We start from the raw sequence: 14,803 nt of genomic DNA on the forward strand, positions 1-14,803 counted from the left end.
AAGGCCCCTCATCCGCGCGGTGAGGGGCTGTCTCAAGCGCCAGGCACGCCACCCAAACGCCTGCCTACATCCGCACCCGCTCCGCCCGCGGGTCGTACATCGGCTTCAACGACACCTCCGCCTTCACCCGCGTTCCGGCGATCTCGATCTCGAAGCTTGATCCGAGCACCTCCTCTGCGCTCTCGCCTTCCGAAGGCACGTAGCCAAGCCCGATGGCACCGCCGAGGTGGTGGCCGTAATTGCCTGACGTGATCGTGCCGACGATCTTGCCGTCGCGAACGATCGCCTCGTTGTGGAAGAGCAGCGGCTCTGGATCCGAGAGCCGAAACTGCACCAGCCGGCGCGAAAGCCCGCGATTGTGCTTGGCGAGCACCGCTTCGCGGCCGATGAAATCGCCCTTGTCGGCCTTGACCGCAAAGCCGAGCCCGGCTTCGAGCACATGATCTTCGTCGGTGATGTCGTGGCCGAAATGGCGGAAGGCCTTTTCGATGCGGCAGCTATCCAGTGTGTGGATGCCGCAGAGCTTGAGGCCCAGGTCCTGCCCCGCCGCCTCCAGCGCCTCGAACACATGCGCCGTCTGGTCGGTCGAGACATAGAGCTCCCAGCCGAGCTCGCCGACATAGGTGACGCGGTGGGCGCGGGCGAGGCCCATGCCGACCTCGATCTCGCGCGCCGTGCCGAACGGATGCCCCGCGTTGGAAAAATCGTTCGGGCTCACCTTCTGCATGAGCTCACGCGCCTTCGGCCCCATGACGCAGAGCACGCTTTCGCCAGCGCCGACATCGGTGATCACCACGAACTCGTCCGTCAGATGCTTGCGCAGCCAGGCGAGGTCGCGCTGGAGCGTGGCGCCGGGCACGACCAGCAGGAAGGCGGTTTCCGACAGCCGCGTCACCGTCAGGTCGCTCTCGATGCCGCCGCGGGCGTTGAGCATCTGGGTATAGACGATCCGGCCGGGCTCGACGTTCATCTCGTTGGCGCAGAGCCGCTGCAGGAAGGAAAGCGCATCGCGCCCTTCGACCCGGATCTTGCCGAAGGAGGTCATGTCGAACAGGCCGACGCCGTTTCGCACCGCAAGATGCTCGTCCCTCTGGTTCTCGAACCAGTTCTGCCGCTTCCATGAATAGCGGTACTCGCGCTCCTGGCCTTCCTTCGCAAACCAGTTGGCGCGTTCCCATCCGGCGACTTCACCGAAGACAGCGCCGCGGGCTTTCAGATGCTCGTGCAGCGGCGAACGGCGCACCCCGCGCGCGGTCGCCATCTGGCGATAGGGGAAATGGTCGGCGTAGAGCAGGCCGAGCGTTTCCGAGACGCGGTCTTTCAAATACGCGCGGTTCTTCTGGAACGGCTGCGCCCGGCGGATATCCACCTCCCAGAGATCGAAGGGCGGCTCGCCGTCATTCATCCATTGGGCGAGCGCCATGCCGGCGCCGCCCGAGGAAACGATGCCGATCGAATTGTAGCCGGCCGCGACCCAGTATCCCTTCACCTCCGGCGCTTCGCCGAGATAGTAGCGGTCGTCGGGCGTAAAGCTTTCCGGGCCGTTGAAGAAGGTATGGATCCCAGCCGTTTCCAGCATCGGCATGCGGTTGACCGCCATTTCGAGGATCGGCGCGAAGTGGTCGAAATCGTCCGGCAACTGGTCGAAGCAGAAATCCTCGCGGATGCCGTCCATTCCCCAGGGCTTGGCCTTGAGCTCGAAGGCCCCGATCAGCATCTTGCCGGCATCTTCCTTGTAATAGGTGCACTCGTCCGGCACGCGCAGAACCGGCAGGCGCTTCAGCTCCGGAATCGCCTCGGTGACGATGTAGAAATGCTCGCAGGCGTGCAGCGGCACCGTGACGCCGGATTGCCGCGCAAACTCCCTGCCCCACATACCGGCGCAGTTGACGACATGATCGGTCTCGATCGTGTAGCTCTCGCCGTTCTGCTCGCAGGTGACGCCGGTGACCCGGCCGTCCTTCTTCACGACGGACCTCACCTTGACGCCCTCGATGATCGTTGCGCCGTTCTGGCGGGCGCCCTTGGCGAGCGCCATGGCGATGTTGGCCGGGTCGCACTGGCCATCGAGCGGCAGATGCACCGCCGCCTTCACATCCGAGGTGTTGAGGTGCGGATACATCGCCTTTACTTCGTCAGGCGTGATCTCGCGCACGTCGACATTGAAGGCACGCGCCAGCGACGCCTGGCGATAGATCTCCTCCTTGCGCTCCTCCGTCAGCGCGACGGTGATCGAGCCGTTCTGGCGCATGCCGGTGGAAATGCCGGTTTCGGCCTCGAGCTTGACGTAGAGGTCGGCCGAGTATTTCGCGAGCCGCGTCATGTTCTGCGAGGCGCGAAGCTGACCGATCAGGCCGGCCGCATGCCAGGTGGTACCGGAGGTCAGCTGCTTGCGCTCAAGCAGAACCACATCGGTCCAGCCGAGCTTGGCGAGGTGATAGGCGACGGAACAGCCGGAGACGCCGCCACCGATGATGACTGCGCGGGCTTTCGAGGGAATGGGCTTGCTCATGCGCGCAGTCTTTCATTGGAGGGATCCCAGAGCGGTTGGTCCGCCTCGACCGTCGCCTTGAAGCGATCGCCGAAGATCTCGACCTCGATTTCCTTGCCGGGCACGGCAAGGTCGGCGCGCAGCATGCCGAGCGCGATCGACTTGCCGACGCGGTAGCCCCAGTTGCCCGAGGTCGTCTCGCCGACAACCTGGCCGTCGGACCAGAGCGTCGACATGTAAGGCGCGTCGCAGCCGTCGGCGGCGACGGTCAACGTCACGAAGCGTTTGGAAACGCCCTGCTGCTTCTCACGCTCCAGCGCCGCCTTGCCATTGAAGCCGGGCTTGCCCCAGTCGACGAAGCGCTCCAGCCCACCCTGCAGGATGGTGTAGTCGGTCGACAGATCGCCCTTCCAGGCACGGTAGCCCTTCTCGATGCGCAGACTGTCGAGCGCTTCCATGCCGAAGGGTTTGAGGCCATGCTTCTGACCGGCCGCCCAGACGGCGTCGAAGATGGCGGCCGTGTCCTCGACCTTGGTATGGATCTCCCAGCCGAGTTCGCCGGCGAAGGAGACGCGCACGAGCTGGCAATAGCGCCCGGCGATCTGCGCCGTCTGGTGCGTGAGCCAGCCCTTGGCGAGATCCGCTTCGCTGACCTCGGCGAGGATCGCGCGCGATTTTGGCCCGGTGAGGATCTGGCAGGAGAAGGACTTGGTGACGTCGTCGATGGTGAAGGCGGCGTCTGCCGGCCGGTGCTTCATCAGCCATTCGAAATCGTGCCACTGCGCGGTTGCGGCGGTGATGAGGAAGAAGAAGTCTTCGTCGAGCATCATCACCGACATCTCGGTAACGATCCGGCCCTTGTCGTCGGCGAAATAGGCCAGGCCGATGCGCCCAGGCTTCGGCACGCGGCCTGTGATGAGGCCGGAGAGCCATGCGGTCGCGCCCTCGCCCTTTACCCGGAAGCGCGAGAAGCCCGGCAGGTCGAGAATGCCGGCGGCATCGCGCACGGCCAGGCACTCTTCTTCGATGCGCTTGGCCCAAGGCCCTTCGCGGCCCCAGGTCTGCGTCGCCTCTTCCGAGGTGTCATCGCCTGGTTTGGCGTACCACATCGCACGCTCCCAGCCGTTATAGGGCTTGAACTGGGCGCCGAGTGCGGCGATGCGATCGTGGATCGGCGATAACTTCTTGCCGCGCCCGGCTGGCCAGTAATGCTTCGGAAAGTGCATCGCGTATTCATGGCCGTAGATCTCCATGCCCTTGGCGATGCAATAATCCTGGTCGGTGTAGTCGGTGTAGCGGCGCGGATCGCAGGACCACATGTCCCACTCGGTCTGGCCCTCGGTGATCCATTCGGCGAGCACCTTGCCGGCGCCACCCGCCTGGCAGATACCGAAAGTGAAGACGCAGGCCTCGAAGGCATTGGGCACGCCGGGCATCGGCCCGATCAGCGGGTTGCCGTCGGGTGCATAGGGGATCGGGCCGTTGATGATCCGCGACAGCCCGGCCGTTCCGAGGATCGGCACGCGCTCGACGGCGTCGTTCAGGTACCATTCCAGCCGGTCGAGATCGTCCGGGAAGAGCTGGAACGAAAAGTCTTCCGGCATCGGGTCGTCGGGCGTTACCCAGTGGGCGCGACAGTTGCGCTCGTAGGGGCCGAGGTTCATGCCGTTCTTTTCCTGGCGCAGATAGTAGGAGCTGTCGACGTCGCGCAGGAGCGGCAGCTTGTGGCCGGCCTCCTTCGACCAGGCGGCGAGTTCCGGGATTTCGTCGAACAGGATATACTGATGGCTCATCACCATCATCGGCACGTCGCGGCCAAACATCTTGCCGACCTCGCGGGCGTAGTAGCCGGCGGCGTTGACGACGTATTCGCAGCGGATCTCGCCCTGCGGCGTCGAGATGACCCATTCGTCGTTTTCGCGGCGCGCGCCCGTCACCGGACAGAAGCGGATGATCTTGGCGCCCATGTCGCGCGCACCCTTGGCGAGCGCCTGGGTCAGCTGCGCCGGGTCGATGTCGCCGTCATAGGGATCGTAGAGCGCGCCGGTCAGCTCGCGGGTTTCGAGGAAGGGATAGCGGGCGCGCATCTCGTCGGGCGACAGGATATCGAGATCCATGCCCTGGTAGCGCCCCATGCCGACGACGCGTTTGAACTCCTGCAGCCGCTCCTTGGAGTGGCCGAGCCGGATCGAGCCGGTGACGTGATAGTTCATCGGATAGTCGACGAGCGCCCCGAGGTCACGATAGAGCGACGCCGAATAGCGCTGCATGTTCATGATCGACCAGGAGGACGAGAAAGTCGGCACGTTGCCGGCGGCATGCCAGGTGGAGCCCGCCGTCAGCTCGTTCTTTTCCAGAAGCACGCAGTCGGTCCAGCCGGCCTTGGCAAGGTGGTAAAGCGAGGAAGCCCCAATCGCTCCCCCACCGATGATCACGACGCGTGCGTGCGACGGCAAATTCGACATTAACTGTTCCCTCGTTTTGGCGAATTCTTGCCGGTGAAGCCGGGCGCCATCAAGCAACGGAAACAGGCTTTATTGATCGATGTTTTCGATTAGATTGGAGCGATTGCAGCGGGAGAGAACGGCATGCAGGTGGAGCTGATCGAAACCTTCCTGGACCTGATGGAGAGCCGCTCCTTCAACCGCACCGCCGAGCGCCTGAACCTTACCCAGTCGACCGTCTCACATCGGGTGAAGGCACTGGAAGCGCAGTTCAACCGCAAGCTCTTTACCCGCAACAAGGGCGGCACCGTGCCGACGGCCGCCGGCCTGCGCTTTCTAGATTACGCAAAAGCCCTGCAAAACCAATGGCATGAGGCCACACGCGCGGTCACCAACGCCGGCGCGCTGGAGCGCTCCATGCGGCTTGGTGTCCAGCATGATCTGGCGGAAGCCTTTGCCGGGGAATGGATGGCGACGATCCGCCGGGAGCTGCCCGGCATCGAGATCTATATGGAGGCGGACTACTCCAACCAGATGAACCGCGATCTCGGCGCTGGCGAGCTGGATCTGGCGATCCTCTACACGCCCCACTACCTGCCCGATCTCTATTACGAAAGGATCGGCGATCTGCATTACGTGATGGTGAGCACGGAGGCGCAGATGCTCGCCGAGATCCGCTCCGAGAGCTACATCCGCTCAAGCTATTCGCCAGGCTTCGATCGCGCCCACCGGCTGGCGCTGCCGCATCTCTCCGCAGCGCTGCTTGCCGCCGGCCAGAACATGGCGATCACCCGGCTGCTTCGCACACTCGGCGGATCGGCCTACGTGACGGCAGCAACGGCCGAGCGGCTGGCGGACGATGGATTTACTGCGCGCGTTCAGGACGCGCCCGTCATCCCGCAAACGGTCTATGCCGCCACCAGCCTGCGCACCCGCCACGCCCACCAGCACCGCAAGATCATCGCCGCCATGGCCGATCTGCTTGCAACGCTGCCGGTGCCGAATTCGGAAACGGGTTAAGCCATGCGGCGTTGAATCAGCCGCTGCAGAAACATCAGGATCGAAACGATCGCGAGATAGTAGACCAGCGCTGCCGAATACCACTCGACGAAGCGGAAGCTGGAGGCGATCGCGTCGTTGACGACCGCCATGATCTCGCGCATCGAGATTACATAGGCAAGCGAGGTCAGCTTGATCAGGTTGATGAATTCGTTGACCAGCACCGGCATGACGATCCTGAGCGCCTGCGGCAGAACCACCAGAAAGAAGGTCTGCCAGCGATTGAGCCCGAGCGCGCGGGCGGCATCCGTCTGCCCCTGGCCGATCGCCGCAAGCGCCCCGCGCATCGCCTCCGCCATATAGGCGGCCGTGACCAGCGTAAACGCGATGAAGGCAGCGACGAAGGGCGTGTACCAGGGCGCCCGCGTGAGCCCCGGAAAGAGCTGCGGTGCGCCGTTCCAGACGATCAGGAGCACGAGTATCAGCGGCGCCGAGCGAAACAGCCAGACATAGACCTGCGCCGCTGTGCGCCTGACCGCCGCCATCGAATTGAGCGCGACGGCCAGCGGCAGGCAGAGCAGGAACGACGCCGCCTGCACCAGGATCGACAGCAGGATGGCGATGCCCGCCCCCTGCAACATGACGGGCATGGTCAGGGCATCGAAAAACAGTTTCGTATCGAAGTTCATGCCCCGCCTCCTTTCGCTCAGGAGTCGTAGTCGACGTCGAAGAGCGCCGGATCGAGCCCGTATTTCCTGGCGAGATCGCCGAAGAAGCCCTTCTCCTTGAGCGCCTTCAGCCCTGCCTTCACCGCGGCTGCATCGCCACCGTCACGGCGGCTGTAGATGCCGTATTTGAAGTCCGAGGCCCAGATATAGGGGAGCGTGAGCGCGCCGTCGGAGCGCGACGCGCGATAGGCGCCCTCCGCCTCTTCCGTTACGGTCGCATCGACGCGGCCGACGAGCACCTGCTGGTAGGCGGCCTGCTGGGTCGGGTATTCCTGCACATCGACCGGCGGCAGGCCCTTGGCCGCGAGCGCCTCGTTTAAGGGCCCGATCCGCTCTTCCTTGTAGTAGGCGCCGGCTTCGAGCGCGATGACCTTGCCGCTGAGATCCTCCGGCGCCTTGATCGTATCGCTGCCCGCTTTGGTGACCATGGCGGTCGCCGATTTCATGTAGGGCACGCCGTCATAGGTCTCGCGCCGCTTGGCGTTGATGTAGATGCCGCTGACGATGACGTCGCAGCGCCCTGCCCCGAGCGTCGGCAAGAGGCCGGCGAATTCGGTGACGGTGTAGTTCACCTTCGCATTCCATTGCGCGGCCAACGCTTCGGCGATCTCGATGTCGATGCCGGTCGGCTTCGCATCGGCCGGATGTTCCTTGAAGGAGAGCGGCGGAAAGGCCGCGGTGGTGCACACGCCAACCTCTCCATCGGCGGCGAAAGCCGGCGGCTCGGCCTGTGCGGCGCCGGCCGAAAGCACGGCGGTCGTCAGAAGGGTTGCGCAGGATGCCAGTCTGATCATCTTCATTCCCCTCATTGTGCTGGTGAAACGCGGCCGACGATGTCGCCATAGGTCTGGCTGTCGAAGGCGGGAAGGATGAGCGGATCCACAAAGCCGTCGCGCCGCGCCGCCAGCGCGTATTGCATCATCGACGCATTGTCCGGCATCTCGAAAACCTGGACGAAGTCATAGGTCCCGAGCGTGGCATAGAAGGCGACCGAGCGGCCGCCGAGCGCTGCGACCCGATCCTCGCTCACCTTGCGCCGGCTGCCACTATCGGCAAGCTCGGCCAGTCCCTTCGAGGTCAGTCGCATCAGCGAGATGTATCTTTGCATGGGGCATCATTCCGTTGAACGGTTGGCAAAAGGCTTTGGAAATGTGAGGACCGCGCCTGGAGCAATTCCAGGAGAAGCCTGAAGCGGCTTTTCGTCCGGAATTGCGCGGTGCCAGAGCGCTAGCGGGCGGCCTTGGCCAGTCCGGCAATTACGGCATCACTGGTCGAGACCGTGCCGAAGATGCCGTTCTCGATCGAGATCATGTTGATCGCCGCCTCATGCGCCCACTGCTCGCCGCTGGCGCAGCAGTCCGAAATCGTCAGGCACTGGAAATTGCGGTCGCAGGCTTCGCGCAGCGTCGTATGCACGCAAACGTCAGTGGTGCAGCCGGTAAAGAGCATGTGGGTGATGCCCTGGGATCTCAAGACATGCTCGAGATCCGTATAGGTGAAGGAGCTGTTGCAGGTCTTGTCGATGATGACGTCGGTCTCGGCGACATCGAGTTCCGGGAGCAACTGGAAGCCGGGGCTGGAACGCAAAAGCACCTGCGTGTTCTCAAGTCCCGAGCGCTTGCGCCGCCATTTCTCGTAAGGCGTCATGTCGGCGAGATCGGCGCGGTAGCCCTGGCGCGTGTGGATGATCAGGCAGCCGGCTTGCCGTGCCGCCGCAATCACCCGGTTGACCGCGGGCACGATCGCGGCCAGCGGCGCCGGATCGTAGCCCATCGAGGCGAAGTAACCGTTGGGCGAGCAGAAGTCGATCTGCAAATCGATCACCATCAGCGCCGTCTGCGCCGGAACCAGCTTTCCATCATAAGGAAAATCAAACGGTTGTGCCTCGATCATCGTAGTCCTCCCTCTCTCCGGTCCGATTCATAGGAGCAAAAATCGATTGGGAATAGCGATTTTTTATGCTTGATATTGTGCAGTCTGGCTAAACGATTTCACGCCGTGAGGGGCGCGATCAGAGCGGGAGGGCTCACGTGAAGGCGTTGCATTTCCTGCCCTATATCCGGGCGTTCGAGGCGGTCGCGCGCATCGGTTCCGTGCGCCAGGCGGCGGATGAGCTGGGCTTGAGTCCCGGCGCCGTGTCGCTGCAGCTGCGCCGGCTCTCGGAGACGACCGGCCTGACGCTGCTTGAAAAATCCGGCCGCAACATCAGGCTTACGGCCGCCGGCCGCGAGTTCGCGCAGACGGTTTCCCACGCGATCGGCAACCTTGCCGCCGCCGTCGAGGACGGCACCGACCGACGGCTCGAAAGCCACCAGCGCAAGCTGACGGTCGGCCTGCCCCCGGCGCTCGCGATTGCCTGGATGGCCGGCCTCCTCGTACAGTTCGCGGGTGCGCGCGGCGTCACCGATCTTTCGATGCGCAATTGCATCCGCGCCAGCGACGTCGTCTGGGACGATGTCGATCTCGCCGTCGTCTACGACAATCCGCCCTTCGACGGCCTGTGGTGGCAGGCAGTCAGCGACGTGAAGCTCAGGACGGTCTGCTCGCCGCTGCTCTTTCCGCGGCTCGAAGGCCCGCTGCGCGAGCGGAAGCTGCGCGACGTCACGCTGCTGCATGAGGATGACGGCCGGGAATGGACGCGCTGGTCGGCCGCCTCGCGCATCTCGCTCGAAGGCAGCCGGAGCGTGCGGGTGCAATCGGTCGCGATCGCCGTCGCCTCGGCGCTACAGGGCCAGGGCATCGCGCTCGTCTCCGACGTGCTGACACGCTCCTATCTCTACGAAGGACGCCTGATCCAGCCCTTCCCGACGGCGATACCGGCCTCGGCCGGCTACTATCTGCTCTGCCCGACGGAAAAGGCGGAGGAGCCGCTGATCCAGGCCTTCGCCAACCAGATCGCCGCGCACCTGCGTGGCGAGCGGTCCGGCGACAAGCAGGCTCAGTAGCGACCCTTGAGCAGCGCCTTCAGCCGCTCGGCGTCCGCCTCGCTGACATCAGCCGGTGCCATCACCTGCATCCACGCGTCGATATAGTGCTCCGGCGCATAGACATGGCCGTAGCCGATCGGCGAGGTCGTCGCGAGCGCCATGTCGGCGAGCAGTTGGAACATGGTGACGACGGGGAACCATCTGAGCGCAGGAGAGACGTCGGCACCGCGCGGCGCCTTCATCCAGTCGGGCTCGCGGTAGAAGGAGTATGGATCGAAGAAGGTGATCGGGTCACTGGCATATTGCAGATAGACGATGCGGACATTGCCCCAGGTCGCGCCCGGGATGTTCAGCGCATTCTCCTGATTGGTGAAACGGATCACCGAGCCGTCGCGATAAAGTGGCCGCCATTCCGGCGAGCCCGGATTGCGGTTTCGGGTGATCTGCAGCCAGGTCTTGGTCGGGAATGGCGAGCCGACCCAGAGCGCGCCCTGGAACGGATCGCTGATGATATCGAAGGGATCGACCGAGCCTTGCGAGTTCATCGAGCCGAGGCTGAGGCCATAGAGATAGAGCTTCGGCCTTCTGTCCTTCGGCAACGTCGTCCAGTAGCCATAGACCGCATCGAAGAGCGCATCGGCAGTCTCCGCGCCATATTCCGGCTCGACCAGCAGCGACAGCCAGCTCGTGAGATAGGAATACTGCACCGCGACGCTGGCGACGTCGCCCTTCAACAGATATTCGAGCGAATCGAGGCCCGGCGGATCGATCCAGCCGGTGCCGGTCGGCACCACGATCAGAAGGTTCGATCGCTCGAAACCACCGACGCGCTTCAATTCCTCCAGCGCGAGCTTCGCCCGCTCCTTGGCGGTCTCGGCCGAGTTGAGACCGGCGTAGACGCGCAATGGCTCTTTTGCCTCTCCGCCGAAGAAGCCGGCGATGTCCTTCGCCGCCGGACCGGAAGCGATGAACTGGCGGCCCTGGCGGCCGAGTTCGTCCCACGTCATCAGCGACGCGTTGCTGCCGGTCTTCAACGGATCGGTCGGCGGCGCGACATCCGGATCGATCAGCGCGTCCAACCGCTGGAACGAGCTGTCGGCCGCATGCAGCGCGAAGCGGAAGATGACGCCGTCAACGGCGGACCAGAACAGCGCGACGGCGGCAACGACGGCTGCGACCTTTGCCAGCGGCCGGGTCAACACATGCTCGAAGCGGCGGGTCAGAAACCGGAAGGTCAAGCGGAATAGGCGCGCGATGAGCACGATGGCGACAAACACGAGGGCCGCGATCAGCCCGAGCTTGAACGGCTCAGCACTTTCGACCGGGTCGAGCCCCATGATCTGCCGCACCGTGTTCTGCCAGTAGGCGGTGCGCCAGAGGAAGGCGAGCGCAACCGCGGTGCAGCCGAGCGCCGCTAGCACCTTCACCGTAAGGCCTGTGCGGCCGCGGATCTCCGGCAGGTCGAGCAAGGACCACAGCCAGCGCAACAGTACGCCGATCGCATAGCCGGCGGAAAGCGACAGGCCCGAAATCACCGCCTGCACCACATAGGGCCGCGGGATGAGGCTCGGCGTCAGCGACATGGCAAAGAAGAAGACGCCGACGATGAGCCCCGTGGTCGAGAACGATGCCAGCAGCGTCGAGAGAAAACGCGGCATCGGCAACCTCGACAGCGGCGTCTGTTGAAGATGGTCCATGGCGTCGGGTCCCCACTGATGCTGGCACGGTCACCGGAACAACTGCGGGCTGTTCCGGCGCCGGCAATGTCGCTTCCCCGGCGTGTCCAGTCAATCGCCACAACCGCACGACACCCTGACGCGAACCGGTCGACGGGCACTTCGGCCCCTAAACCCGGGTGACCTCGACCGGCGTCTTCATGATGATTTCACGGTGCGGGAACGGGATCGAAATGCCCGCCGCCTTGAACGCATCCCAGAGCGCCATCAGCACCTGGCCGCGGATGTTGGTGAGCCCGTTGCTCGGATCGGAAATCCAGAACCTCAGCTTGAAATCGAGCGACGAGGCGCCGAAACCCGTCATCCAGCACACCGGCTGGGCGTAGCTGCTCGCCACCCGCGGCAGCGATGCGGCGGTCTCGATGGCGATGCGCGCCACCTCGTGCGGGTCGCTGTCATAGGAGGTGCCGAAATCGACCTCGATGCGGACGAAGTCGCTGGAGAACGACCAGTTCACCACCTGCTGCGAAATGAAGTCCTCATTTGGAATGAGGTATTCCTTGCCGTCCCGGGTGATGACGGAGACGAAGCGGGAGCGCAGGTCGCGCACGGACCCGAAGGTATCGCCGAGCGTGATCGTGTCGCCCGGCTTGATGGATTTGTCGAGCAGGATGATGATACCGGAGATGAAGTTGGAAACCACCTTCTGCAGACCGAAACCGATGCCGACACCGACCGCCCCGGAGAAAACCGTCAGCGCCGTCAGGTCGATGCCGGTGGCCGATAGCGCGATTGCGCCGGCAAAGCCAATCAGTGCAATCTTGACCAGCTTGCTGATCAGAACCTTGAAGGAGGGTGTCAGGTCCGCTGACCGCTGGATCCAGTGCGACGAGACATTGCCGATCAAAACGGCAAGCCAGATCAGCGCGGCGGAGAGCACGATGGCTTTCAGGACGAGCAGCAGCGACAGGCGAACCGCACCGAGATTGATGGCAACGCCATCAAGTGTCGTCAGGATCACCCGGTCGAGCCCGACCGCATAGAGCGCAAAATAGATCCAGCCGACGACGGCGGTGACGCGCGCCAGCATCTGGTTGCGGATGATGCGTGTGAGCACCGAGATGACGAACCACGCCGCCGTCAGCGTCAGCGCGGTCGCCACCAGCCAGCGATAGGACGGCCAGCCAAAGCGCAGGATCATGCCGTCGGCAATCCAGAGCCAGACGATCAGAAACAGCCACCGCAGCCGCCGCATGAAGGCGATGATGACCCGCAAGAGATCCGGGTTGCCCTTGATCAGACGGGCTCGGGCTTCGACCCGCGGCTCTATCCGCTTCGCCAGTGCGCCGCAGACCAGGTAGCCGGCGACGATGATGGCGAGCTGATAATAGGTCCACTCGTTCAAAAAGACCGTCTGTAGCCAGGAAGCGGCGGCATCGAGCGCTGTTGCGAAATCCATCGTCTCTCTCCGAGAGAGCAAGGCGCCCGCCGAGCGTGTGGGACGCCCTCCTAACTCGAATCTAGGGCATCCCTGATGGTTTCAAAGCCGGATGGACGATTATCGAACCGCTTCAGAGGCTTATGGAGGGGTTGGCACTAGACGCGCCGCTCCTTGATCGTGTTCATCACGAAACTCGTCTCGATCGAGGCGACGCATTTGAGCCTTGCGATCTTCTCCTTGATGAAACGCTCGTACTGATCGAGGCCGGCGCTCATCACCTTCAGCACGTAGTCGCGCGAGCCGGTCACCAGATGGCATTCGAGCACCTCGTCCCAGCCGCGCACCGCCTCTTCGAACATGACGATCTCGTCTTCGTGCTGGCGGCTGAGCGTGACGGTCGCAATCGCCGTCATCGTCCAGCCGTCGACTGCGGGATCGACCAAAGCCGTATAGCCGCGGATGACCCCGGTCTCCTCCAGCCGCCGTAGCCGACGCAGACAGGGCGACGCCGAGAGCCCCACCCGCTCGGCGAGCTCGTTGTTGGTCAGGCGGGCATCCGCCACCAGTTCCTTCAAAATCCTGCGATCCGTCTCGTCGGCAATTTTCTGCGCCATATCTTCTCAACTCAGCCAAATCTTTGCGCAACTCAAGGCGATCCCGCCGGAAATAGCAAGGATCGGTCCAAGCATCTGATATAATTTGCCTGTCAGTCGAGTCCGCTTCGCTTGAGGAGACAAGCCATGACCGCACCGCATCCCTCCAAAACCCACATCGGAAACCACAAGCTGCATCCTGAAACGCAGATGCTGAACTATGGCTACGATCCGGAACTGTCGGAGGGCGCGGTCAAACCTCCGGTCTTTCTGACCTCCACCTTCGTCTTCCGCTCCGCCGAAGAGGGCCGCGACTTCTTCGACTTTGTCTCCGGCCGGAAGGAACCGCCGGCGGGTGTCGGCGCCGGCCTCGTCTATTCGCGCTTCAACCACCCGAACAGCGAGATCGTCGAAGACCGTCTCGCCGTCTACGAGCGCACCGAAAGCTGCGCACTGTTCTCGTCGGGCATGTCGGCGATCGCCACGACGCTGCTCGCCTTCGTCAAGCCGGGCGACGCGGTGCTGCACAGCCAGCCGCTCTATGGCGGCACCGAGACGCTGCTTGCCCGCACCTTCCTCAATCTCGGCGTTTCCGCCGTCGGTTTTGCCGATGGCGTGAACGAGGCGGCCGTCAGCGCCGCCGCAGAAGAGGCGATGGCCAAGGGCCGGGTCTCGGTGATCCTGATCGAGACGCCGGCGAACCCGACCAATAGCCTCGTCGACGTCGCCATGATCCGCCGCGTTGCCGATGCGATCGGCAGGAAGCAGGGCCATACCCCGATCGTCGCCTGCGACAACACGCTGCTTGGGCCCGTCTTCCAGCGGCCGATCGAGCACGGCGCCGACATCTCGCTCTATTCGCTGACCAAGTATGTCGGTGGTCACTCCGACCTGATCGCCGGCGCCGCGCTCGGCTCCAAGGCGGTGATGAAGCAGGTAAAGGCGCTACGCGGTGCGATCGGCACGCAGCTCGATCCGCATTCCTGCTGGATGCTCGGCCGTTCGCTCGAAACGCTGGCGGTGCGCATGCAGAAGGCCGACGACAATGCCCGCATCGTCGCCGAATTCCTGCACGACCACCCGAAGGTCGAGCGTATCCACTACCTGCCCTTCCACGGCGAGGACACGCCGGTCGGCCGCACTTTCAAGACGCAGTGCACCGGCGCTGGCTCGACCTTCTCCTTCGATATCGCTGGCGGCCAGGAGGCGGCCTTCCGCTTCCTCAATGCGCTGCAGATCTTCAAGCTCGCCGTCAGCCTCGGCGGCACGGAATCGCTCGCCAGCCACCCGGCGGCGATGACCCATTCCGGCGTGCCGATCGAGGTGCGCCACCGCATCGGCGTGCTGGAATCGACCATCCGCCTGTCGATCGGTATCGAGCATCCCGACGACCTCGTGGCCGATCTTTCAAACGCGCTGTCGCTCGCCTGATGCAAGAGGCCGCCGGTCCAGCCGGTGGCATCCTTCGCGAGTTCGCAAGGACGCAATTCCGGACGGAAAACCG

Annotated in this window: 12 protein-coding genes; 3 read left to right on the top strand and 9 right to left on the bottom strand. The window is 63.9% G+C overall.

The features are described 5' to 3' along the window. Positions 1–64: 64 nt before the first annotated feature. A complete protein-coding gene (locus AC3WVQ_RS12050) occupies positions 65–2,512 on the bottom strand; it encodes a GcvT family protein (RefSeq protein ID WP_492382734.1) in 2,448 nt (815 codons plus the stop codon). Continuing rightward, entirely contained in the window at positions 2,509–4,956 is a 2,448-nt protein-coding gene (locus AC3WVQ_RS12055; protein ID WP_090294372.1) for a GcvT family protein, read from the bottom strand. The genes AC3WVQ_RS12050 and AC3WVQ_RS12055 overlap by 4 nt, the downstream gene beginning before the upstream one ends. 123 nt (positions 4,957–5,079) lie before the next feature. On the opposite strand from AC3WVQ_RS12055, the gene AC3WVQ_RS12060 reads away from it, so the two are divergent. Next, positions 5,080–5,955 (top strand): LysR family transcriptional regulator, encoded by an 876-nt coding sequence (locus tag AC3WVQ_RS12060; protein ID WP_090294373.1) that lies wholly within the window; start codon positions 5,080–5,082, stop codon positions 5,953–5,955. On the opposite strand, the gene AC3WVQ_RS12065 is transcribed toward AC3WVQ_RS12060, so the two are convergent. From AC3WVQ_RS12065 to AC3WVQ_RS12080, 4 genes are all read right to left on the bottom strand, one after another. After that, complete coding sequence (locus tag AC3WVQ_RS12065; RefSeq protein ID WP_034792072.1) at positions 5,952–6,623, bottom strand: amino acid ABC transporter permease; 672 nt, start codon at positions 6,621–6,623, stop codon at positions 5,952–5,954. The two genes, AC3WVQ_RS12060 and AC3WVQ_RS12065, sit on opposite strands and share 4 nt — an antisense overlap. Before the next feature lie 17 nt (positions 6,624–6,640). Continuing rightward, positions 6,641–7,456: a transporter substrate-binding domain-containing protein gene (locus tag AC3WVQ_RS12070; RefSeq protein WP_176960265.1), complete on the bottom strand. Its 816-nt coding sequence runs from the start codon at positions 7,454–7,456 to the stop codon at positions 6,641–6,643. 11 nt (positions 7,457–7,467) lie between these two features. Beyond that, positions 7,468–7,770 (bottom strand): GYD domain-containing protein, encoded by a 303-nt coding sequence (locus tag AC3WVQ_RS12075; RefSeq protein WP_492382735.1) that lies wholly within the window; start codon positions 7,768–7,770, stop codon positions 7,468–7,470. A 119-nt stretch (positions 7,771–7,889) separates the two neighbouring features. Then, positions 7,890–8,555: a cysteine hydrolase family protein gene (locus AC3WVQ_RS12080; RefSeq protein WP_090294377.1), complete on the bottom strand. Its 666-nt coding sequence runs from the start codon at positions 8,553–8,555 to the stop codon at positions 7,890–7,892. A gap of 137 nt (positions 8,556–8,692) precedes the next feature. Here AC3WVQ_RS12080 and AC3WVQ_RS12085 point away from each other — a divergent pair, with 137 nt between their 5' ends. Next, positions 8,693–9,607: a LysR substrate-binding domain-containing protein gene (locus AC3WVQ_RS12085; RefSeq protein ID WP_110818695.1), complete on the top strand. Its 915-nt coding sequence runs from the start codon at positions 8,693–8,695 to the stop codon at positions 9,605–9,607. Here the strand turns inward: AC3WVQ_RS12085 and AC3WVQ_RS12090 are convergent. The 3 genes from AC3WVQ_RS12090 to AC3WVQ_RS12100 form a co-directional block, all read right to left on the bottom strand. Further along, positions 9,601–11,286: an alpha/beta hydrolase gene (locus AC3WVQ_RS12090; RefSeq protein ID WP_090294380.1), complete on the bottom strand. Its 1,686-nt coding sequence runs from the start codon at positions 11,284–11,286 to the stop codon at positions 9,601–9,603. The two genes, AC3WVQ_RS12085 and AC3WVQ_RS12090, sit on opposite strands and share 7 nt — an antisense overlap. 148 nt (positions 11,287–11,434) lie before the next feature. Further along, complete coding sequence (locus tag AC3WVQ_RS12095) at positions 11,435–12,724, bottom strand: mechanosensitive ion channel family protein (RefSeq protein WP_060515860.1); 1,290 nt, start codon at positions 12,722–12,724, stop codon at positions 11,435–11,437. Positions 12,725–12,861: 137 nt separating this feature from the next. Further along, positions 12,862–13,320, bottom strand: coding sequence for an Lrp/AsnC family transcriptional regulator (locus tag AC3WVQ_RS12100; protein ID WP_034792047.1), 459 nt, complete (start codon positions 13,318–13,320; stop codon positions 12,862–12,864). 126 nt (positions 13,321–13,446) lie between these two features. Here AC3WVQ_RS12100 and AC3WVQ_RS12105 point away from each other — a divergent pair, with 126 nt between their 5' ends. Next, on the top strand, positions 13,447–14,730 hold the full coding sequence (locus tag AC3WVQ_RS12105) for a cystathionine gamma-synthase family protein (protein WP_034792023.1): 1,284 nt from the start codon (positions 13,447–13,449) through the stop codon (positions 14,728–14,730). The last annotated feature ends 73 nt before the right edge of the window (positions 14,731–14,803 follow it).

It is taken from the genome of Ensifer sp. EB106-05-01-XG146 (assembly GCF_058791875.1).